This is a genomic window from Slackia sp., assembly GCF_977041755.1.
Genome location: NZ_CDRRGL010000017.1, coordinates 722 through 23,607, shown reverse-complemented (window position 1 = coordinate 23,607; position 22,886 = coordinate 722). Strand labels below are relative to the sequence as shown.

Below are 22,886 nucleotides of genomic sequence, written 5' to 3'. Positions count from 1 at the left end.
GCATTGGCGCCATGGCTCAGATTTGCAGCCTGAACATCGCTTTGGGCGCATTTTACGCTGCAGCGATTCTTGCCAGTTCAGGAGTTTGTTTTACGCTGTAAAGTAGATAACGCGGAAATCGAGCAGGGCGCTTTACGGCGTAAATTGTCGCTCAATGCATCGTCCATGCATGAGTTACCCTAAATACGTCGCAACACAGCCGTTTTATTCGGCTTCGATTAATTCTCGATATCGATGAATTCAGTTGGCTCAAAATGAGCGAGTTCACTTTGCATGGCGTCGAGCAGCTCTTGACGTCCATGCACGTCGAATTTGCGATAGATATGCGAGATATAGGTCTTTACCGTGCCATCAGATACATACAACGCTTCACAGATATACGGCCGACTACGAAACGCTTCCGTAAACCGCAAAAACCGTGAAGCCAAGCTCTATCGCCACTGAATCTGAACGAGATCGGGAAACTTATCCCGCAGGCCACCCAGGCTGAATGTTTGCAGCAGCTCTTCGGGAGTTGCGGGGTCGCACGTAGGAGCCAAGCCCGTGATGCCCGCGATGTGGCCGATAATCGCCTCGGGGGTTTTAAAGCGCTCAAGCAGAGAATCAAGCGCGGCATCGTGATCGCGCTTCGACAGGCGGCGATCTCGCTCGCCCACCACCAGCGGAACATGGGCGTACTGCGCATGCGGCAAGCCGAGTAAATCTTGCAGGTAGCGCTGCTGGGGACTCGAGCATAACAAATCCATGCCGCGCACCACGCTGTTCACTCCCTGCTCGCCATCGTCGACCACAACGGCGAGCTGATACGCGAACGCCTCATCGCTTCGACGAATGAGGAAATCGCCGCAATCGTGCGCGAGGTTCTGCTCGAAGTGGCCTTGAATCAAATCGTCTATCGCGATAGTTTCGTCAGGCACCACGAGCCGCATCGCAGGCTTGCGCACTGCTGCCTTTTCCGCACGCTGCTTGGCAGTCAGGGCACGGCACGTGCCCGCATACACGAGCTTTTCGCCATGGTGCGGCGCCGAAGCCGCATGTAAATCGGCGCGCGTGCAAAAGCACGGGTATACCAAGCCGCGCTCAACGAGCGAATCGAACGCCGCCTGATAGGCTTCATCGCGGTTATGCTGAAAATAGGGACCTTCGTCCCACGTAAGGCCCAGCGTTTCGAAATCGCGCTGGACCGCATCGATGAATTGGGGTTTCGAACGCTCGCGGTCCAAGTCTTCCACGCGAAGCACCATGGTGCCGCCCTGAGACTTCGCCACAAGCCACGCCACAAGCGCCGAAAAAATATTGCCCGCGTGCATGCGGCCTGTGGGCGAAGGCGCGAAACGGCCTTTGATATGTACGTTGCTGTTTTCCATGTTCTACAGAATAGCACTCGAGGGCGTGCCATCCGAATAAGGCACGCCCTCGCAAAAATTCGCCTACAGCGCTGCGCGGTAGATTTCCACGATGTCGTTTTCCTCAAGCGGCACGAAGCTGCCCACGCACCCAGCAGCGGCCTTCTTCGCCATTGCGGCAAAGTTCTCTTCGTCTTCGATGCCGACCTCATGCAGCTTCGAAGGCAGGCCCATCTGGTTGAACAGGAAATCCTCGGTGCACTCGATAGCAGCAGCTGCCGCCTGAGCATCATCGGCCTCGGCGACGCCAAACACCGCGCGGCCGTATTCGGCAAACGCAGCTGCCTTGCTCGGGTCTTTCGCGAGCACGTGTTTCATCCAAACCGGCGTCAGAATAGCCAAGCCCTCGCCGTGCGTAATGTCATAGAACGCCGAGAGTTCATGCTCCATGGGATGCACGCACCACGCCACCTCGGCGCCGCTGTCGAGCAGGCCGTTAATCGCATGCGAGCCGCACCACATGAGGTTCGCACGGGCATCGTAGTTATCAGGTTCAGCCAGCGCAATGGGGCCATAATGCACGAGCGTTTTCAGAAGAGCCTCGCTCATATGCGCCTGCAGTGTGGCACCTTCAACATTAGTGAAGTAGCTTTCGAACACATGGCTCATCATATCGGCAGTGCCAGCGGCCGTCTGCCTCTTCGAGACCGAGAACGTATACGTAGGATCGAGCACCGACATCTTCGGCACGAACAGGGGCGAGGCGGTTCCCCACTTTTCATTTTTGCTCAAATCGGAAATAACGGCAAACGGGTCCATCTCGGAGCCCGTAGCCGCAAGCGTGAGCACGGAATACACGGGCAACGCGGCCTTGATTTTCGTGCGATCGAGCACCAGGTCCCACGCGTCGCCATCGTATTTCGCAGCACCCGCGATAACCTTGGCCGCATCGATAACCGAACCGCCGCCCACGGCGAGCACCATGTCGATCGCGTGCTCCTTGCAAAGGCGTGCGCCCTCGCGAACCGACTCGATGCGCGGGTTCGGCTCAATGCCCGAAAGCTCCACCACATGCAAACCCGCATCAGCGAGAATCGCCATGGCCTCGTCATACAGGCCGCTCTTCTTAATGGAGCCGCCGCCATAGACGAGCAGCACATTCGAGCCGCTTTCCGCAAGTTCGCTCAAATGCGAGATTTGGCCTTTGCCAAAATGAATCCTTGTGGGAACGCAGAACGTGAAATTATTCATGTGATACCCCTTTCGAATGTCCCTCCATAGAAAGCGGGCCTTAAGAAATACTTTTCCAGGCCCGCTTTGAATGTATCAATATTGGTTATTTACGCAAGTCTTGCACATGCTTCGTCTTGCCTATGGAGCGCTCGATGCCGCCAGGCTCGACGAGTTTCACCTTAGAAGCCACGAGCATAACGCTCTTGAGCTTCTCTTCAATCATGCGACGGAATGCATCCATTTCCTCGAAGGAATCGCTGAAGGCTTCGGGCTTGAGCTCCACATGCACCACCATGCGATCGAGGCCGGTTTCGTTATCGACCACGATGCGATAATGCGGCGTGACGCCCTCGATGGTGGAAAGCACGTCTTCAACCTGGCTCGGGAACACATTGGTGCCACGAATGATGAGCATGTCGTCGCAACGGCTACGCACCTTCTGCATGCGCGCCGTAGTACGGCCGCACGCGCACTTTTCCTTGACGACGCGCGTAAGGTCGTGCGTGCGATAGCGAAGCACCGGAATGGCATGCTTGCCAAGCGGTGTGAGCACGAGCTCGCCCTCTTCGCCGTCGGGCACCGGCTCGCCAGTCTTCGGGTCGACGACTTCCCACAGGAAGTGGTCTTCGGCGATATGCTGCATGTCGCGGCTCGCGAGGCACTCGCCCGAAACGCCCGGGCCCATGACCTCGGTCAGGCCATAGTTGTCGGTGCACACGATATGCATGCGGCTCTCGATTTCAGCCTTCAGGGCAGGCGTGCAAGGCTCGCCACCGAACAGACCGACGCGCAGGGTGCTCTTCTCCCAGTCGACACCCATCTTCTCGCCCACTTCGCACACGTGCATTGCGTAGCTCGGCGTGGCAACGAGAACCGTGGAACCGTAGTCTTGAATCATCTGAATCTGGCGCTCGGTATTGCCCGAACCCGCAGGAATCATCATGCAGCCAAGGCGCTGCAGGCCATAATGCAGGCCAAAACCGCCGGTAAACATGCCATAGCCGAATGCCATTTGCACGCGGTCGCTCGGCACGACGCCCGCCATTTGCACCAAACGCATAATGCAATCGGCCCACAAATCCATGTCGCCGCGGTCGTAGCCAACGACGATCGGCTTGCCCGTGGTGCCCGAAGAGGCATGCAATTCGACGATATCGTCAAGAGATTCGGCAAACAGGCCATACGGGAACGTTTCACGCAAGGCGTTCTTGTCGGTGAAGGGAAGCTTGCGCACATCGGCCAACGTTTTGATATCGGAAGGCTTCACGCCCATCGCGTCCATTTTGTCGCGATACCACGCAACGCGGTTATACGTCCATTCAACCTGGTCGATAAGGCGAGCGAGCTGAATAGCCTCGATGCGCTCACGGCTCGCGCACTCAATGGACGGGTTGTGGATGGGCAACTCATCGAAGCGCCCCTCGGCCGCCGCTTTCAGCGCGGCGCCCTTCACGGTCATGTCTGCCACGGAACTACCTGCCTTCCTGGGCATTGTTGCGATCAAGGTCGACGAGCGCAGTAAGTTGCGCCTGGTCGATAAGCTCAACCGTTTCTTTCTTCAAAGCCTCTTCGGCCGCCGCCAAATCTTTCACCGAAATGGCGATATAGGTGGAAACGAGCGAATAGCTGTATTCAACGTTGATGTTCAGCTTCGCAAACACGCCCATGATGCGGGCAAGCTCGCCCGGCCTGTCGGGAAGGCGCAGGCACAAAACCTCTTTCGCGACCACGGCGCAGCCCATATCGGCCAGCACCTGCTTCGCCTTTTCGGGGTTATCGACCACGAAGCGCACAATGCCATAGTCGCCCGTATCGCTCATGCAATAGCCGCGAACCTGCACTTCGGCCTCGACAAACGCGTCGAGCACGCGAGCCACGTGTCCCGGATGGTTCTCGACGAACACGCCAATCTGAGAAATGCTCATACAGTTCCCCTTTCAAAGAGGTTTGCCGTCATTTGTCTGTCAGCACGGCCGAGCTGACAGACAACATGAAACAAAAACGCGATCAACGACGGCTGAAAGCCTCCGTGTGCGGTTCCGATAGATTCCGCACTCGCAGAACAGCACTTAATGTGCTGTTCGTCGCGAGCAGGACCGACCGAAGCGGAAACGCATACGGGGGCTTTCAGCCGCAACGAAGAACGTCTTACTCGTGTTCCTCCACGAACTTTCGTCCAAGTTTGAAGGCTGCGATATTCACGTCCTTGAACTTAGCGGGAACACGCGATTCGATGACGGAAAGCCAGGTGGCCTCGTCATAGTTGAGCTTCGTGGAAAGCGCGCCCAAAAGCACGACGTTCACGGCTTTCACGCTGCCCGCTTCTTTCGCCAAAGCCTCAGCCGGCACCAGCACGGCGCCCGCCTGCTCGAGCGATTCGGCAACGCCGCTCGGAGCCTGCACGGCACCCGTAGCGACAGGCAGCGGCTTGATGAACTCATCGTTCACGAGCAGAGCGCCGCCTTCTTTAAGAAACTCGATATTGCGCAGCGCCTCAACCTTCTCGAAAGAAACCAAGTAATCGACGCTGCCTTTATCGGCAACCATAGAAGCTACCGAATCGCCCAGGCGAACCACAGTGGTCACGGCGCCGCCGCGCTGGGCCATGCCGTGGATTTCAGAAAGCTTCACGTCCTGGCCGCACGCCATGGCGACGCGGCTCAAAATGTCGGCAGCGAGAATAGCACCTTGGCCGCCAACGCCCGACAGAAGCACAGTTTTCGTATCGTTGCTCATTTTCGGCCCTTCCTATTCCGCCTTGCCAATGCAACCAAACGCGCACGTCTGAGAGCACTGCTCGCAGCCAACGCACAGGTTGGCATCGATATGGGCTTTGCCGTCTTCGTCGCGAGAAATAGCAGGACAGCCAATGAGCGTGCACGCGCCGCACGCGCGGCAGTCGGAAGACACAACGAGCGCGGGCGCATGGGTTTTCGAGAGCAACACGCACGGCGAGCAGAAGATGATGACCGAAAGCTCGTCAGCGTTTTGGGCCGCAGCCTTCAGCGCCGCGCGGGTGGCCTTCAAATCCATCGGGTTCACCACGGCAACGTCTTCCACGCCAAGGGCACGCACCAAGCCGGGCAGGTCGAGCTCGCGGCTTTCGCGATGCTGCAGCGTAATGCCGTTCACCGGGTTGCCCTGGTGGCCGGTCATGGCTGTGGTGCGGTTGTCGAGAATGCACACGATGCCTGCGCCGCGGTTGTACACCGTGTTCAAAAGCGACGTGATGCCCGAATGCGCGAACGTGGAATCGCCGATAACCGCAACCACGGGCTTATGCTCGCGACCCTGAAGGCCCAGCTCAAAGCCGTGGCTCATGGAAATAGACGCACCCATGTCAACACAGGTATCCATCGCGGAAAGCGGAGCAAGCGCACCGAGCGTATAGCATCCAATGTCGCCCGTGACGATGGCCTTCATACGGGAAAGCTCGCGGAACACAAGGCGATGCGGGCAGCCAGGGCACAGCGCCGGCGGACGGCCCGGCAAATCGTCGCGCATCTCGGCATGCTCGGGGGCTTCGGCGCCAAAGGCGACCGCAATGGCACCAGGAGTAAGCTCGCAATCGGGGCATAGCGTGCCTTCGGGCTCGGAAAGTTGCACGCCAAGAGCGCGCACGCCTTCGCTCAGATAATCGCTGCCCTCTTCGATAACGTACACGTTTTCGACGGAAGCCGCGAATTCACGAATCTTCTTCGGGGGAAGCGGCCACGACATGCCAAGCTTCAGAATATCGGCCCCTGGCAGCGCCTCGCGCACATGCTGATAGGTGGCACCGCAGCAAATAACGCCGATTGCGCCCTCGTTGCGCTCAATGCGGTTGATTTCGCACGTTTCAGCGTATTCGGTCACGGCGGCCACACGCGCATCAAGCGACACACGGCGCGGCTTGGCGTATGCGGGCATCATGACCCACTTCGCGGCATCTTTCGCATAAGGCTTCGGCTCAACTTCTACGCGCTCTCCCAGCTCAACGGGGCATTTCGTATGGGACACGCGCACCGTAGAACGAATCATGCACGGCATATCGAAGCGCTCGGACACTTCGAAGGCGCTCTTGGTGAACGCAAGCGCCTCGGAAGAATCGGCGGGATCGAACATGGGAATATGCGCGGCGCGGGCATAAAAGCGCGAATCCTGCTCGTTTTGGGAGGAATGCATGCCCGGGTCATCGGCCGCGAGAATCACGAAACCGCCGTTGACGCCCGTATAAGCAGCCGTGAACAATGGGTCGGCAGCCACGTTGACACCCACGTGCTTCATGCTCGAGAGCACGCGGCGGCCAGCGGCGCATGCGCCCAAGCCAACTTCCACGGCGACCTTCTCATTCGGGCACCATTCGGCGTATACGCCGGGCTGTTTCGCGAACGTTTCCATGGTTTCGGTCGAAGGCGTGCCGGGGTACGCTACGCCAATAGTGGCGCCAGCCTCCCACGCGCCGCGCGCAATCGCCTCGTTGCCGGAAATAAGTTCCATAAATCCAATCCCCCTTGGGTCGTACAAAACTCGCTTTCGCGATAAGAAAAAGGCCCGCTAGGCGGGCCCATGGACGCCTAGCGCATGGTTGGCGTAGCCAAATACATCAGGCAGAACGTGCCAATCTGAACGATGTCGCCATCGCGCAAGTCAGCGTCTTTCACATTGAGGTTGTTCACCCACAAGCCATTGAACGAGTCGGCGTCGCTAATGCGGAAGCCGGCCGGCGTGCGCTCGATGGTCGCATGCATGCGCGAAACCGTCATGTCGTTTAGGAAGATGTCGCACTGCGGACTGCGGCCCACGGTAAGACGATCGGCCGCCAGGCGGAATGAGCTGCCAATTTGCGGACCCTTCACGATTTTCAGAGTCGCCTCCGAAAGCAGCGCAGGGTTTGCCATCGCGGGGCTTGCCTGGGCCTGCATGTTCAGCGGCTTGAAAGCCTGGGTGCGGCCAAGCAGCTTGAACCCGCACGCCTCGCACGCGGTAGCGTCGGCGGCAACAGGCGCACCGCACACCGGGCAGTTCTGCAAAACGGTACCCATGGTCTCATCGGTCATGGCGTTCACCTCGTTATCTCTCACACCGCATCGGGCGCTGCGGCGGCGCATAGTTTCCTCAAACGCACGCTAGCGATCGCTTAAAGCCTGCGTGTAATAGCATTCCTGCGTTTCTGCCACCGTGGGCTGATGCTGAATCGAGCGAATCCAACGATCGAAGCCAACGCCGATGCCTTGGAAGAAATTCGGCGCGGCAACGTCTTCGGCAGCGATGATGTCCGTTTGCGCGATTTGGTTGTCGTCTTGCATGAAAACAAGGCTGCCAATCACATCGCCCGCATGCACATCGCCGGAAAGCTCGTTGAACGTCGCCTTCGCTTGAACAGGGCCGAACGCGGCAAAGACGTTCGCGGCCAAATCGGGATCGGCGACGGTGGCATCGACGGAAACATCCACCCAATCATTATGAGCCACTTTGGCCACAAGCGGCACGTTGGCGCCAAGATATTCCACATACTGGTCGCTATTGACCAGCGAGCGTTGTGCGATATTGGCATATGCCCAATCCATAAGCGCCACGGTATCGCTGAAGCGCTCGTCGCTCGACGGCGAATCGAGCACCACGCTGTAGAGCTCGCCCGCATCGCGCGAAACGGCGCCCGCGAAGCAGTAGCCCGCATCGTCGGTCGTTCCGGTTTTCACGCCGCAAATGCCGTCGTACACGCCCATGAGCTCATCGGTGGTTTGTAGCGCAACATTGCGCGCCGTACCGTCGGCAGACGTGACCGTTATCGTCGTCGAGCCCGCGTCAACGATGCCGCGGAACGTATCGTTCTGCATGGCGTACGACACGAGCGTCGCAACGTCGCGTGCGCTCGAATGCAGATCCTCATCGCCGAACGCATCGAAATCGAGGCCATGGGGGTTCGTGTACACCGAATGGGACATGCCCAGATCGGCGGCCTTCGCGTTCATCGCGGCGATGAACGTATCGTAGCCCGTCGCGGCGTCGCCCGACATATGGGCGCCGACCGACTTCGCAATGGCGATGCCCGCATCGTTGCCCGAGGGAACCATGAGCGCATACAGGGCCGTCTCAAGCGACATGGTGTCGCCTTCCAAAAGCCCCGCGCTCGACTCGCCCACCGTGGCTGCTTCGTTGTCGACCGTCACGGTAAGGTCGAGGGGCGCGTTCTCAAGGGCCACAACTGCCGTCATGATTTTCGTGAGCGACGCGATTTTCACTTCCGCATTCACATCGCGCGAAAAATACACGGTGCCATCGGAGCCCACGAGCATGGCGTGAGTCGCCCCGATATCGGGACACGCATCAGTGGAAAGGCCGCGCGCGGCAACGGTTTTGTTGCCGATTTCATCGCTCTCGAGCACCTCGGCGAAAGCGGCCGCGGGCGCAGAAAGCGCAAACGTGCCAGCGAGCACGAACGCCGCAAGAATGCGACCCGCGCGCGAAACAACGGAAGCGCCCGCAGGTGCGAGCGCTTCGAATCTATTGCGTTGATGAGCTAAGGCCCTAATCAAGCTTATAGACCTCCTCGGCAGAAACGACATCGAAGCCAGCTTCGGAAAGCTTGCCTTCAACGGTATCGTCTACAACCTTCAAAACATCAATGGCCGTGGCCTCTCCACGCGAAAAGCAATAGCCGTATTCGATATTGGCGCCCATCGATTCGATGGTCTCGAGCAAGTGGGCCAAACCGCCCGGCTCGTTGGGAACGCGCACGGCGAGCACCTTGGTAACGCTCGCGCGGAAGCCCGCTTCGTCGAGCACCTTCGCAGCGGCCTGGGGCGTATCGCAGAAGACGCGCACGACGCCGAAGTCGCTCGTGTCGGCGATGAAAAGGTCATGCATGTTGATATCCGCATCGGCAAGCGTGCGGCACAGGCCAGACAGGCGGCCCTTCTCGTTTTGGATGAAAACGGTGAGCTGTTCGATCATGATTGTGCTCCCCTCGTTAGTTCTGCTGCTTCACTTCGCGCAAATCGATAACGCGCTTCGATTTGCCCTCGCTGCGTTCGATGGTCTTCGGTTCGCAGAATTTAATCTTAACAGCAATCTGCAAATTCGACTTCAAGGCAGCCGCCAAACGCTTCCTCAAATCTTCGAGCGCACGAATCTCGTCGAACGGGAAGTCGGGCGCGGTTTCCACGCGCAGCTCGATTTGGTCGAGCGTGCCCTTCGTGGTGAGCACGATTTGGTAATGCGGGGTGATTTCGTCGAAGCTGTTCACGACCTGCTCGATTTGCGACGGGAACACATTCACGCCGCGAATAATGAGCATGTCGTCGGTGCGGCCCACGATGCGGTCGATTTTCTTATGCGTACGGCCGCAGGCGCACTCGCCCGGAATGAAGCGCGTAAGGTCGCGCGTGCGATAGCGAATGAGCGGGGTGCACTGGCGCGTGAGCGTGGTAATGACGAGCTCGCCGAATTCACCATCGGGCACAGGCTCGAAGGTGTCGGGGTTCACGATTTCTGCTAGGAACTGGTCTTCGCACAGGTGCAAGCCGTTCGCCTCGGAGCACTCCATGGCAACGCCCGGGCCCATGATTTCGGAAAGGCCATACACGTCGCAGTACTGCACGCCAAGCTTGCGGCGAATCTCGTCGCGCGTCGATTCGCTGCAAGGCTCAGCGCCAAGGATGACGCCGGTGAGTTTGAATTCGTCCATGCTCATGCCCATTTCCGCAATGGTATCGGCGATGAGCAGCGCATACGAAGGCGTCGCGCACAGAATGGTGACACCGAAATCTTTCATGATCTGGATTTGGCGCTTGGTGTTGCCCGTGGACATGGGAACGACCATGGCACCCGCAGCTTCGGCGCCGAAATGCGCGCCCAAACCGCCTGTGAACAAGCCGTAGCCATAAGAAACCTGCACGACGGAATCTTCTCCACCGCCAAGCATGTAAATGCCGCGCGCGAAGCAATCGCCCCATACCTGCAGATCGTCTTTCGTGTAACCCACAACGGTCGCCTGGCCCGTGGTGCCCGAAGACGCATGCACACGCACGCATTCGGAGCGAGGCACGGCGAACAGACCGAACGGATAGGCGTCACGCATGTCCTGCTTCACGGTAAAGGGAAACTTCTTGATGTCTTCGAGAGATTCGATATGGTACGGATCGACGCCAGCCTCATCAAAGCGCTGCTTGTAGAGAGGGATATTCTCGTAGCAGCGAACGGCAACGTCGCGCAAACGCTCGAGCTGAAGTTCCTCGAGCTTCGAGTGCTCCATGCACTCGATTTCTTCTTGATAGTACTTCGACATCGGGAAGTCCTTCCTTATGGAGAGCCTCGCGACTTCACAACAGGCGAGCGCATGGGACGCCCAACCCATAAAGTCGTGACGATTACTTTAGCGCACTAAAGCATGCATATGAAGAGAAATTTTGAATATCAAAGTAAAATGCCACGCTCTTCGGGGCGCGGCATAAAGAACGATTTTGTTTTAAGGAAATGGAAAGCACACCAGAGCGCCTGCGCGCTTCACAGATGGCCCCTACTCCGCCTTGGCCGCCTGAGTCTTCGCGGCAGCGCGCTCGGCCTTAACCCGATTCATGGCGCCAATGCCACGAAGCACATACACCGTGGTCGTGTAGATACACAAAATGAGGCCGGCATACACGAACCAAATACCCCACGAGCACGGCTCGGCGTTAAAGCCAGGGAGCCATGCGAAGTCGCATACGGCAAGGCCCGCAACGAGCGGCCAGTTCAAAAGCAGGCCCGCAAAACCCACGAACAGCAGCGTGGTAGCAACTTTACCAGGGAAAATAACGGCAACGCGCGCCTTGTAGCGAGCGCCCAAGTATGCGCCGCCAACAATCAGCAGCAGGTCGCGAGCGATCACAAGCACCACAATCCATACCGGCAGGCGCCCCACGAGCAACAGGCCAACCACGCCAAACACCATGAGCGCACGATCGACAGCGGGGTCAAGCAGGCGGCCGAGCCTCGAGACGGTATGCGTGCGACGAGCGAGCTGGCCGTCAATGAAGTCGGTGGAAGCGGCAAGCGCGAAAATGAACGTTGCCAGAATATCGCGACCATCGAGCAACAGCACCAAATACACGGGCACCATGCACAGACGAATGAACGACACCACGTTCGCCGCCGTGAAAATGCGATTGGTCACTTCGCTTTCAGGCGTATCCCACGAAGGCCGTTTCTCTTTTTCGTCGCTCATAGCCCAACTTCCACTGCTGAAAACCGAAATAAGCTCGCCGTGGCGAGCGAAAATCATTCTACACAAGCGATTTCAAATAAAAACGCACTATACCGCGTTTTCAAACATCTGGCACACAGCTGTTGAAATTAGTGCAGGAAAACTTCTGAGCTGAATTGCGAAAGAGAAGGACGCGGCAATCTTAAATAACCACGCCTTCAAGGAAAGCGAGATCTGCCGAAAGCGCCGCTTGCGGCCCTCTTAACAAACGCAAGCCGCTCCCGGAGATTCAAGAATCATCGGGGGCGGCGTTCGAGTTATTCCTTCGTGCTTTCGGCTTCTTGAGCGGCCTTGGCGGCTTTTGCAGCCTTCGCGGCGGCGATGCGCGCCTCGCGTTCGGCCTTCTTGGCAGCTTCAGCGGCAAGCTCTTCGGGCGTAGGCTCAGGCTTGCTTTCGACCTGGCGCGTTTTCACGGGCGCAACGTGCGGGAATTCCATGCTCATGGAAAGCGCGCCCTTCGGACATTCGCGCACGCACGTGTCGCATTGAATGCAGCCGAAATGGTTGATGGACCACGTTCCGGCGGCCTTATCGACTTCGATGGCCGAGCACGGGCAACGTTTCACGCAAATACCGCACAGAATGCACTTTGCCATGTCGATTTCCACCGTGCCGCGATGGCCTGCGGGAATGTCGCGTTTTTCGAGCGGGTACATGACCGTTTCAGGTTTGCCGAACAGTGAGCGCAGGGTCATCTTCCCCAGTTTGAAGCTTCCCATTGCCCTACCTTTCCGAACAGCTGATACACGGGTCGATCGTCAAAATGATGTTAGGAACATCGGCCAAATCGCACCCTTCGAGCGCTTTCACCATGCCGGCAAGATTCTGCGTGGTGGGCGTGCGCATGCGCATGCGTTCCAAGTTCGCTGTGCCGTTGCCCAGCGCGTAGTAATAGCATTCGCCGCGAGGCTGTTCGAGCACGTTGCACGCCTGGGCGCCGGCCGCAGGCTTGAGCTTGCTCTTCTCACCAATGCCGTCATTAGGAATCTTCGCGGCGAGTTCTTTGACGATGGCGATAGATTGGTTCACTTCCGCACAACGCACCTCGACGCGGGCGAGGCAGTCGCCGCCGGTAGACGTGATGGGCGTGAAATCGCTCAGCTCGCCATAGGCGCCATGGCCCAAAACGCGGCAATCGTACGGCACATTGCTCGCACGGGCGAACGGACCGACCATGCACAGCTCGGAAGCCTGCTGCTGGCTCAGGTAGCCAACCCCGTCCAAACGGCTGCGCACCGAGGAATCCTTCAGGAAGGTCGCGCAAATTTCCTTATATTCGCCCTCGATGGAATCGAGCTTGTCACAAATCCAACGAAGCGTGTCGGCATCGATATCGCGCACAACGCCGCCGATTTGCACGTACGACAGAATCACGCGGCCGCCCGTGGTGGCCTCGAAAATGTCGAGCACGCGCTCGCGCAAACGCCAGCAATGCATGAACAGGCTCTCGAAACCGAAGGCGTCGGCGGCGAGGCCCAGCCACAACAGGTGCGAATGCACACGGGACAGCTCGTGCAGAATCACGCGCAGGTACTGCGCGCGCCTGGGAACTTCCACGCCCATGAGCGATTCGACGGTCTCGGCATAACCGAGCGAGTGGCCGAAGCTGCAAATGCCGCAAATGCGTTCTGCAACATAGATGAACTGGTGGATGTCGCGCGTCTCGACGAGCTTCTCCAATCCGCGATGCACGAAGCCAATCTGTGGAATAGCCTCAATAACGTGCTCGTCCTCAACAACGAGGTCAAGATGCAAAGGCTCGGGCAACACAGGGTGCTGCGGGCCGAAAGGAATCACGGTCGCCTTGCCCATGCTACTCACCGCCTTTCGCAGACGCGTCGCCTTGAGCGGCGCGCACCTTCGCTTCAAATGCTGCCATCACTTTCGCAGCTTTGTCTTCGGGCAGATTCGCGCACTTGGCCTCAACCTTCGCGCGCTCGGCTTCCCAATCAACCGCGGGCTTAACGTCTGCCGCCTTGGCAGCTTCGGCCTGGGCCTTCTTCATCTTCGCCTCAAAGGCAGCCATAACCTTGGCGGCCTTGTCGGCGTCGAGGTTCGCGCACTTGGCCTCGACCTTCGCGCGCTCGGCTTCCCAATCAATAGCAGGTGCGGCCTGGGCGCCCTCGCCCGCCGCAGCTTCGGCTTTCAAGGCGGCCTCTTGAGCGGCCTTTGCAGCCTTGGCGTCCTTTGCAGCGGCCAATTTCGCAGCCTTTTCACGCGCCGCCTTCTGAGCGGGAGAAATTACCGTCATGGGCTTATCCATGGCGACCTTGTAGAAGCCGCCCTTGAAGTCGATGGCGATATCGTCCACCTGCACGCCGAACAGGTCGTGCGCCTCATTTTCAAAGGGAAACGCGACAAGGTAGAACTTCGTAACCGAGGGAATATGCGTTTCGGGCTTCACGCCATGCACGCGATAGTTATGCACCGCATAGCCCTGATCGGCCGTTTTTTGATAGGAATACACCAGATCGATACCTTCTTCGCCATTAATGCAAAGCACCTGCACGAAACGAGAATGCGCTTCATGCTCGCGCTCTGCGACGCTGAGGATATCGTCAATCGAAATGTCTTCGAAATGCTGAGCCATTTGCATTGCCCTTAAGCCCCCTTTCGAGCTTCCGCAAGCTTCGCGCGCTTCTCTTCCAGCACGCCAATGCCCTCTACCACCGCGTCGATGATGGTCTCGGGGCGAATCGCGCACCCGGGAGCGTACACATCGACGGGAATCGCCTGGTCCACGCCGCCAATGACGTTGTAGCAATCGCGGAAAATGCCGCCCGAGCAGGCGCAAATGCCACATGCCACAACGACTTTCGGCTCAATCATCTGGTCGTAAATCTCGCGCAGCACTTCAGTATTCTGCGCATTCACAGCACCCGTGACCAAAAGAATGTCGGCGTGCTTCGGGTTGCCCGTGTTCACAACGCCAAAGCGTTCGGCGTCGTAGAGCGGCGAGAGCGCGGCAAGCACCTCAATGTCGCAGCCGTTGCAGCTTGAGCCGTCGTAATGGATGACCCAGGGAGATTTCGAAACGTTACTCAAAGCGAGCCTCCTTTACGCGATAAGGGCGAACACAAGCCAGGCAGTGTTGGCAAGACCGCACACCAGCGCCACGATCCATGCCCACTTCAGGCACTTCTGCCACTTCACACGCGCGAAATTGTTGTCGATGAAGATCTCGAGGAAGAACGCGAGCGCAGCCACGGCGACAGCGAGCACGATAGATACCGGGTTGTCCCAGATGAAGAACATTGCGACCCAACCCAGGAACAACGTGGTCTCGCACCAGTGCATGACCTCGACCTTCGCCAACGTGCGACCGCTCATTTCAGTCGTGACGCCCTTCACGAGCTCTTGGTGCGCGTGGTGGCTGTATGACAAGTCGAACGGCGACTTACGCAGCTTAATGGTAAGCACGAACATGAGCGCCAGGAATGCGGGAATGCACACGACAATCATCGGAAGGCCGATGTTCGCCACACCCGCCACATCGAAGGTGCCCAGAGCCAAGAACATGCACACGGCAACGAAGAGCACCGTGGGTTCATACGCCATGACCTGCAGCGTTTCGCGGTCGGCGCCAACCTCGGAATACGGGGAGCGCGAAGAATACGCAGCCACGATGAAGAACAGCGCCGAAAGCGTAATGAGGAAGACGCACATCAGGAAGTTGCCGCCCGCGACGAACACGCCGCCACCGATAACCGTGAGCACAAGCGCGAAGGTGATGTAGGTGCCTTCGACGGTGTTCACGCTCGCGTCGTCTTTCTCGATGAGCTTACGCACATCGTAGTAGGGCTGCAGCAACGGAGGTCCAACACGACCCTGCATGCGAGCGGTGATCTTGCGATCGAGGCCCGCGAGCAGGCAGCCAACCACGGGGCCGGCGATGGCGAACAGCACAATGCCGAGCAGCGTTTGCAGCAAGCCCTCGTTCATCGTGGCAAGCGGCATGTACATGGCAAGCGACGTGCCAACGAAGTTCTCGGCGCCCACCTGCGAACCCGCAAAGCTCGCGATCAGGCCCACGACCATGATCACGGCAGTCACGATGGTGGCAGGCTTGTCGAGCACCTTCTCGCCGAAGAGCTCATTCATGTACCAGTTGCGCGAGGTGGCCCTCACTTCGCCGCCCAACGAACCGCGGAAAAGGCGTTCATCGGAATTAGCGGTGATGCCAGCCATGTACACGGGCACGGTCTTCTTCGACTTCGACATGCCAAGCGTGCCGAAGAGCATAACCACAACCGCAAGCGCGATGATGGACATGATGTACATGTTGTCGACGCCGATGTTCGCGCCGAGCGCACCGTAGGTCACAACGAGGTACGGCTGGACGAACAGGTTGGACAGCGTGGGCATGCAGATGCAGGCACCGGCCGTGAGCACCGCCATGAGCGCGAGGGCGAACCATTCGCTCTTATGGACCGAAAGCTCGACGTTCTGCTCGTGGGCAGCGATGCCGGCGAGTTTGCCGAGCCACTTGCCCCAGAACATGAACGTCGCGGCGCTGCCGAATGCTAGCAGCACGAGCAGCAGCACTTCACCCGAAGACGCGAAGCTCGCGAGCGTCGCCCACTTCGAAACGAGCATGCCGAACGGAGCCACGAACATGGCCATGATGCCGAGCATCATGAAGCGAGCCAGGCGCGGCATGCGCTCGAACAGACCATCCATGTCTTCGATGTCGCGACTGCCGATGTGATGTTCGGCCGTGCCGACGCACAGGAACAGCAGCGACTTCGCCACAGCGTGGAAAATGACCAGGAAAATGGCCGCCCACACCGCTTCAGGCGTGCCGACGCCAGCGCAGGCGACGATCAGGCCCAAGTTAGCGATGGTCGAGTACGCAAGCACGCGCTTAGCATTGCTCTGCGAGATGGCCATGAAGGAAGCCAAGCAGAACGTGAGACCGCCAACGAGCACGACCATGGCGGAAGCCACGGGGAAAACCAGGAACAGCGGCGAGAGCTTGATGAGCAGGAAGCAGCCAGCCTTCACCATGGTGGAAGAATGCAGAAGCGCGCTGGTAGGCGTGGGCGCGACCATAGCGCCCAGAAGCCACGTGTGGAACGGCATCTGCGCCGCCTTCGTCATGCCGGCGAACGCGAGCAGAGCCACGGGCAAAACGAACACGCCGGCCGCGACGGGGTCGGCGACGGCCGCGTTCGCAGCAGTTTTCAAAAACACGCTGAACAGGCGCGACTCGCCCTGAAGACCAAGCCAGAGAATCGCCGCTTGGAACGCGAGGCCGCCCAACATGTTCATGACGATCTGGCGGAATGCATTGTTGATGGCTTCTTCGGTCTTCGTGAAGCCGATGAGCAAGAACGAGCACAGCGTAGTGACTTCCCAGGCTGTGTAAATCCAACACAGGTTGTCGGAAAGCACAACGTTGTACATGGCGGAAAGGAACGCGAACATGAGCGCGAAGAACCACGGACGGCGGTCTTTCTGCTCGGGGTGATGCGCCTGGAAATCTTTCATGTAGCCAAGCGCGTACACGCAAATGCCCGTGCCGACGATGCCCAGGATGAGCACCATAATGATGCTGAGCGAGTCGACATGCATCTGGCTTTCGAACTGCACCTCGCGCTGAATATTGTATTCAAACCACAGCGTGGTAAGAATTTGGCCAATTGCCAGCACGAGCGGCAGCACGCGGCGATACTTCACCGAGTAGCACACGATGTACAGGCCAACCGTGATATCGATGACGATATTGACTACGGCAAGGAAGTGGCTGTACTTCATAGGAAGGTCGAAATACAGCGAACCCGCGCCCAGATATTGGACGGCGAATGCGGTGGAGAGCAGCGCGATGACGGCAGCGAACGCCACGCACAGCACGTCGCGAGCCTTGTCGGCGCGCACGACGAGCATGAGCAGCGCTGCCACGCACGGCACCATGATCAACGAGACTATCAGTTCCATAAGCACTCCTGCCTAGCGATAAAACAAGCGGGAATTGCTACCCGCCGCATATCACTATAGTGAAATGGAGCGAAATGTAACTAGTGGGGTTCTATTTGTGCATAAGCTACACGGCGAGCGGTTGGGGCAAGAGTCGACTTGGGGCCTCGACGCGACGCAGCGTCCGAACGAAATGAAATCGCTCAGAAGCACCAACGCGAGCCATGAGCACATGCATGAACGAGTCCAACCGCACGCGATATGCCCCGCCGACTCGTCAGCACCATGCCGAAAGTTACTTAACCTTCTTCATATACATCGTCATTTGAGACGTGTTGAACATTTGACCGTCCGACATACGAAATTGCTCGACCTTCCATACGCGCACGCGACCGCCATCGCGCACCGGCGTTGCAACGGTCTCGATAGTGTCGCCCTCGAACACAGGCAGCAGGTGTGTGGTAGTGAGCTCAAGGCCCAACGCATGCGAAACCGCAGGATCGGTATGGGCCGTAATGCATTCGCTCGCCGCATGCTCCGCCAAATATGCACTAATACCGCCATGAATCACGCCATGAGGCTGCAGCATATCTGCCGTCACAGGCGTGTGCATGACATAACGCTCAGGGGTATCTTCGACGATTTCAATATGTAGAATATCGGCCAAACTCATGAGGCGCCCCTTTCAGGCAACAAACGAATCGCAATGCTGCACATACTAGCGCAGCCACAAACGCGATGCTCTCCCCAACTCGTCGTTTCCGACCAGATACGCCCTTCGCCGGCATCGCCCGCATTCGCTCGCTTTGCGAATTGAGCAAATCAACGAAGAAAATCGACATCGACGGCCAAGGGTGCATTGGCGATACAACCGGGCCACAATACAGCCGAGCTTCAAAGCCCAAACCGCAGCCCCGCGCAGCATCGTGGCAATTCCCGAACGCCCGTTATTCTTATTCGAGATTCTTATTGGCCTCTTGGGCGCGCACAGCATCGCCGCGATTCACGGCGAGCGTAACCAGCATGCCCGTCACGATGGGGAAATAGAATGTGAGGAAACGCCAGATGAACGTCGAAAGCGCGACAAACGACGCGCTTGGGTAAATCGTGCTGAAGAAAAGCGCGTAGCTCGTTTCGGCAGCACCCATGGCACCTGGGGTGGGAACGAACGACGAAATCATGTACACGAACGCCTGACACGAAATCACGGTAAGGAAATCGCCGTCGCAGCCCAAACCGCGCATAATCACGTAGCTAATGGCAAAGAACTCAAGCAGCTGGACGAACGTAACCGCGATGCTTCTCGCAAACAGACGCGGCTTTTTCATCATGTAGCGCATCTCGTTGTACGCGTCGTCGATAGTCTTGGTGGTATCGACAATCCGCTTTTCGGGGTCTTTCACAATATGCATCTTGCCCGCAAGCTTAAACGCCCAGGTCATGAGTTTCACGATGCCGTTGCGCCAAAATGCGATGGCCAGCAGCATCAAAAGCAGTCCCAAGCCGCCAATAAAGCCGATAACGACAAGCGTGGTGAGCGCAGAGTTCTCTTCGACGAAATAATGCAGGCGGAACAACAGCACCAATGCACAAAAAGCGCTCGTCGCAACTTGATAGGTCACAAAGCGGCTCACGAGCATCGGCATGCTCTTGGAAAGCGGCATGCCGAACCGGTTGTAGTAATACGCCTGAAACGGCTGACCTCCGCTCGATAGCGGCGTGATGCAATTGAAATATTGGCCAATAATCGTGCACAAAAACGTATCGCGGAAACGGAATTTCGGAAACATGTCACGCGAGAATATTTGCATGCACACCGATTCGAAAAACCAGTAGCCCACAACCATGAGCACCGCAAGCACGAGCCACGGCCAGCGCATGCTCGAAAGGGCATTGGCCATGTCTTCGCCCTCGCCCGCAAAAAACAGATAACCAACGAGCATGCCGAACGCGAAAATGCACAGCACGACATTGAGCAAACGCCCCTTAATATGAGGTCGCTCCATAGCTGTTTCGGGGGCGATTTCGTTGAGCAAATTCGGTTCGAGAATCGCCTCTTCAAATGGCTCTTTTTTCTGATTGTCGTTTGCCATGGCCTCTTCTCACGTTGCGCTATGCGAATTTGAACAGGTTCGCCGCTATACCGTAGCCGCATTTCGCAGCCCAGCGACCGAGTGCCGTTTTACGATTAACCAGACCCGCCAACGTGAAGCGAAGCTTGCGGCACAGCACAGGATCGCTCTGGCGAAGGTAGCGCCACAGCTTCTTATTATCCTCGATGGATTCGGGCGTATTGATCTGGAACAGATGAATAGACGAAACGGTGAGCATCGCGGAAAGATACCGCATCGAGCAACCCGCCAAACGAGGGCTAATCGCCTGCAGCTTTTCATAATCAAAACCGTCAATCGCCAGATGCGTCGCATGAATCTGGTCGGCAATGTGGCGCTTGAGCACCGAAGGGTCAATTGACTGGCCCTCGCGGCCAATGGTGTACCAATACAAGTCGCAATCGTGGTAATAGAGCTTCTTCACGAAACGCAGGGGCTTGAGCATGAGCAGGCTGTCCATATACGACATGCCTTCGGGCAACACCAAGCCGCTCTCGCGCACCACGCTCGTACGATAAATCGCGCTGTGGATCATGATGTACTGATCGAGGCTCGGATTGCTCATCGCATCCCAACCAACGACCTTATCGCTCGGAAGGAGCTTCTCGTACGAAATAGTATGTCGGTCGCCGTTTTCTACACGGTTGTACACGTAATTCACCATGTACAAATCAACGCCCGCCTGCTGTTCCTCCAACATGCGAAGGCGAGAGACGACTTCGGTAAGCTTCGCGGAATCGAGCCAATCATCAGAGTCGACGATATAGAAAAACGTTCCCGACGCACGCTCGAGAGCATGGTTCACCGCACCGCCCCAGTTGCGATTCTCTTGGTCAACAGCCACAACAATGTCCGGATAACGCTCGGCGTAATCGCGTGCCACCTGAAGCGTGCCATCCTTCGAACCGTCGTTGACAACGAGCACTTCAACCTCGTCGCCCGACCGAACGAGCGAATCGAGGCACGTGTGCAAATAAGACGCAGCATTATATGCGGGAACGGCAATTGTCAGCAGTTTCGAATTCGGCATACCAATCATTTCAATATCGACTCGAAGCGGCCAAGCAGAAGCGTAGCCGTTTTTCGTAACTGCCAGAGTATAGCCTTTTAGAAAGAAGAAGCATCGACCATGCCGTCAATAAGCAGAAAACCGTTGCGCGAACGTAAACCAAATGTGAGGACGAAGAAGGCGAAATCGTGTCAACCCCGCACTTGGCGCGCAGATTGCACCAAACAGGTCGTACAACTCACCATCGCGGCAACACGGCCTCGCCCGACTAGGCACGACCGAGTCGTATGAGCAGCTTTGTCCAAAGACGCTCCCCCATAAAGCAATCGCAGTAGCCATCGAGCCACAAATGAAACACAGTGCGACAAAGGCAACGTCACCCAGCAATATGCCCGCATAGCGCTCGAGGCATCGCACCATTCAACAACCGCGTAAGGACTCTTCGTGCCAATTCGTCCCATGGAAGGATAATTCGCCTTGAATGAGGTGCCTGGTTGGTTTATCTTAATCCCGTTACATAGGTTGGTTTAATAGGCTTGCACGCGCGGGCGTCTCAATCGGAAGACGAAGGCGCCATGCAGCGTCGCCTGCCAACAACTCTTGTATTCAAAAGGGGTATATATAAGAGAAAGGCAATTGCCATGGCATTAGAAACCTCAACGGGAGAGCTGTTGCGCGTCAACGGCCTCACCGCGTCGGTCGACGAAAAGGAGATTCTGCACGGCATCGACCTGAGCGTCGCTCAAGGCGAAACCCACGTGCTCATGGGCCCTAACGGCGCCGGCAAATCCACCCTTGGCCATGTCGTAATGGGCGATCCCACGTACAACGTGACCGCTGGCTCCATTGTGTTCAACGGCCAGGACGTTACTGCGCTTTCGCCCGACAAGCGCAGCCATGCAGGCATGTTCTTGAGCTTCCAGGCGCCCGTCGAAATTCCCGGCGTTCCGCTGTCGAGCTTCCTGCGCGCAGCGGCCGCTGGCCGCGAAGGTCTGAACCTTAAGGGCAAGCAATTCCGCAAGCACACCCAAGAACTGTGCGAAGAACTCGACTTCGACCCCGCCTACCTCGACCGCGAGCTGGGCGTTGGCTTCTCGGGCGGCGAAAAGAAGAAGCTCGAAATGCTGCAACTGCTGCTGCTCAAGCCGAAGCTGGCCATTCTCGATGAAACCGACTCAGGCCTCGACGTCGACGCCCTTTCCGTCGTTTCGCGCGGCATCGACGCATACCGCCGCACCTGCGACGGCACGCTCATCATCATCACGCACAACACGCGCATTCTTGAGCGCGTCGATGTCGACCGCGTGCATGTCATGGTGAAGGGCCGCATGGTGCACGAAGGCCCGGCCTCGCTCATAGAGAAAATCGACACGGAAGGCTTCGAGCAGTTCGAGCAAGCCGCCCAGGCCGCGCAAGCGTAAAGGCGGAGGCTCACTATGGCAAAGCAACATTCCGAAGTTGCGGACATCGACCGCAGCCTCTACGACTTCCGCTACGGCGAAGAGGGCTTCGAGCGCCTCGATGCGGGTCTCACGCCCGAAATCGTACGCGAGATTTCCGCGAAGAAAGACGAGCCCGAATGGATGCTCGAGTTTCGCCTGAAGTCGCTCGAAATTTACAAGAGCATGTCTGCCCCCGATTGGGGTCCGTCCATCGCGGGCTTGGACATGGACAACATCGTCACTTACGTCAAGCCCAATACCGACCAGAAAAGCGACTGGGAAAGCCTGCCCGACGACGTGAAGAACACGTTCGACCGTCTGGGCATTCCGCAAGCCGAGCGCGCGTATCTCGCAGGCGTCGGCGCCCAGTACGACTCCGAGCTCGTGTATCACAACATGCAAGACACCGCCTCGAAGATGGGCATCGTGTATTCGGGCATTGAAGAAGCCTTGCACGACCCCAAGTGGGAGCCGCTCATTCGCGAGAAGTTCATGACGCTCATTCCGCCCACCGACCATAAATTCGCAGCGCTCCACGGCGCCGTGTGGTCGGGCGGCAGCTTCGTCTATGTGCCGAAAGACACCAAGCTCGACTTCCCGCTG

General features: G+C 57.8%; 21 protein-coding genes and 1 pseudogene. 2 read left to right on the top strand and 20 right to left on the bottom strand.

The genetic code is table 11. The annotated features are described in order from the left end of the window. Positions 1–218: 218 nt before the first annotated feature. The 20 genes from ACWI8T_RS02800 to ACWI8T_RS02705 all read right to left on the bottom strand — a co-directional run bounded on the left by ACWI8T_RS02800 (position 219) and on the right by ACWI8T_RS02705 (position 20,862). Positions 219–365 carry a helix-turn-helix transcriptional regulator gene (locus ACWI8T_RS02800; protein ID WP_329932454.1) on the bottom strand — a complete coding sequence of 49 codons (147 nt, stop codon included), beginning with the start codon at positions 363–365 and terminating at the stop codon, positions 219–221. A gap of 66 nt (positions 366–431) precedes the next feature. Beyond that, complete coding sequence (gene gluQRS / locus ACWI8T_RS02795) at positions 432–1,367, bottom strand: tRNA glutamyl-Q(34) synthetase GluQRS (RefSeq protein ID WP_449137864.1); 936 nt, start codon at positions 1,365–1,367, stop codon at positions 432–434. 63 nt (positions 1,368–1,430) lie between these two features. Then, a complete protein-coding gene (locus ACWI8T_RS02790) occupies positions 1,431–2,597 on the bottom strand; it encodes an iron-containing alcohol dehydrogenase (RefSeq protein WP_449137863.1) in 1,167 nt (388 codons plus the stop codon). A gap of 85 nt (positions 2,598–2,682) precedes the next feature. After that, entirely contained in the window at positions 2,683–4,038 is a 1,356-nt protein-coding gene (locus ACWI8T_RS02785) for a phenylacetate--CoA ligase family protein (RefSeq protein WP_245910387.1), read from the bottom strand. Between the two features lie 13 nt (positions 4,039–4,051). Then, a complete protein-coding gene (locus ACWI8T_RS02780; protein ID WP_281668979.1) occupies positions 4,052–4,504 on the bottom strand; it encodes an amino acid-binding protein in 453 nt (150 codons plus the stop codon). 223 nt (positions 4,505–4,727) lie between these two features. After that, positions 4,728–5,315, bottom strand: coding sequence for an indolepyruvate oxidoreductase subunit beta (locus ACWI8T_RS02775; protein ID WP_449137862.1), 588 nt, complete (start codon positions 5,313–5,315; stop codon positions 4,728–4,730). Between the two features lie 12 nt (positions 5,316–5,327). Next, on the bottom strand, positions 5,328–7,058 hold the full coding sequence (locus ACWI8T_RS02770; protein WP_449137861.1) for a thiamine pyrophosphate-dependent enzyme: 1,731 nt from the start codon (positions 7,056–7,058) through the stop codon (positions 5,328–5,330). A gap of 77 nt (positions 7,059–7,135) precedes the next feature. Beyond that, on the bottom strand, positions 7,136–7,642 hold the full coding sequence (locus tag ACWI8T_RS02765) for an FHA domain-containing protein (RefSeq protein WP_345725782.1): 507 nt from the start codon (positions 7,640–7,642) through the stop codon (positions 7,136–7,138). Between the two features lie 45 nt (positions 7,643–7,687). Beyond that, the gene (locus ACWI8T_RS02760; protein WP_449137860.1) at positions 7,688–9,097 is read right to left on the bottom strand and encodes a D-alanyl-D-alanine carboxypeptidase family protein; all 1,410 of its coding nucleotides are present in this window, start codon (positions 9,095–9,097) and stop codon (positions 7,688–7,690) included. Further along, a complete protein-coding gene (locus ACWI8T_RS02755) occupies positions 9,090–9,515 on the bottom strand; it encodes an amino acid-binding protein (protein WP_337427764.1) in 426 nt (141 codons plus the stop codon). Before ACWI8T_RS02755 ends, ACWI8T_RS02760 begins: the two co-directional genes overlap by 8 nt. A 16-nt stretch (positions 9,516–9,531) precedes the next feature. Further along, positions 9,532–10,848, bottom strand: a complete 1,317-nt coding sequence (locus tag ACWI8T_RS02750) for a phenylacetate--CoA ligase family protein (RefSeq protein WP_114615044.1) — start codon at positions 10,846–10,848, stop codon at positions 9,532–9,534. A 231-nt stretch (positions 10,849–11,079) separates the two neighbouring features. Further along, positions 11,080–11,766 (bottom strand): CDP-alcohol phosphatidyltransferase family protein, encoded by a 687-nt coding sequence (locus ACWI8T_RS02745; RefSeq protein WP_449137859.1) that lies wholly within the window; start codon positions 11,764–11,766, stop codon positions 11,080–11,082. Between the two features lie 296 nt (positions 11,767–12,062). Beyond that, a complete protein-coding gene (locus ACWI8T_RS02740; RefSeq protein ID WP_449137858.1) occupies positions 12,063–12,524 on the bottom strand; it encodes a 4Fe-4S dicluster domain-containing protein in 462 nt (153 codons plus the stop codon). Between the two features lie 4 nt (positions 12,525–12,528). Further along, positions 12,529–13,617, bottom strand: coding sequence for a hydrogenase large subunit (locus ACWI8T_RS02735; protein ID WP_281668973.1), 1,089 nt, complete (start codon positions 13,615–13,617; stop codon positions 12,529–12,531). Position 13,618: 1 nt separating this feature from the next. Continuing rightward, positions 13,619–14,395, bottom strand: a complete 777-nt coding sequence (locus tag ACWI8T_RS02730) for an NADH-quinone oxidoreductase subunit C (protein WP_449137857.1) — start codon at positions 14,393–14,395, stop codon at positions 13,619–13,621. A gap of 11 nt (positions 14,396–14,406) precedes the next feature. Further along, complete coding sequence (locus ACWI8T_RS02725; protein WP_123219392.1) at positions 14,407–14,850, bottom strand: NADH-quinone oxidoreductase subunit B family protein; 444 nt, start codon at positions 14,848–14,850, stop codon at positions 14,407–14,409. A gap of 12 nt (positions 14,851–14,862) precedes the next feature. After that, positions 14,863–17,742, bottom strand: a complete 2,880-nt coding sequence (locus ACWI8T_RS02720) for a proton-conducting transporter transmembrane domain-containing protein (RefSeq protein WP_449137856.1) — start codon at positions 17,740–17,742, stop codon at positions 14,863–14,865. Positions 17,743–18,016: 274 nt separating this feature from the next. Beyond that, a complete protein-coding gene (locus tag ACWI8T_RS02715) occupies positions 18,017–18,394 on the bottom strand; it encodes a PaaI family thioesterase (protein WP_449137855.1) in 378 nt (125 codons plus the stop codon). A gap of 280 nt (positions 18,395–18,674) precedes the next feature. Further along, positions 18,675–19,814 carry a lysylphosphatidylglycerol synthase transmembrane domain-containing protein gene (locus ACWI8T_RS02710; RefSeq protein ID WP_329936003.1) on the bottom strand — a complete coding sequence of 380 codons (1,140 nt, stop codon included), beginning with the start codon at positions 19,812–19,814 and terminating at the stop codon, positions 18,675–18,677. A gap of 19 nt (positions 19,815–19,833) precedes the next feature. Then, positions 19,834–20,862 carry a glycosyltransferase family 2 protein gene (locus tag ACWI8T_RS02705; protein WP_449137854.1) on the bottom strand — a complete coding sequence of 343 codons (1,029 nt, stop codon included), beginning with the start codon at positions 20,860–20,862 and terminating at the stop codon, positions 19,834–19,836. Between the two features lie 620 nt (positions 20,863–21,482). Here ACWI8T_RS02705 and sufC point away from each other — a divergent pair. Next, positions 21,483–22,262: a Fe-S cluster assembly ATPase SufC gene (gene sufC / locus ACWI8T_RS02700; protein WP_449137853.1), complete on the top strand. Its 780-nt coding sequence runs from the start codon at positions 21,483–21,485 to the stop codon at positions 22,260–22,262. A 15-nt stretch (positions 22,263–22,277) separates the two neighbouring features. Further along, positions 22,278–22,886 (top strand): annotated as a pseudogene (locus tag ACWI8T_RS02695) (Fe-S cluster assembly protein SufB); the annotation flags it as partial.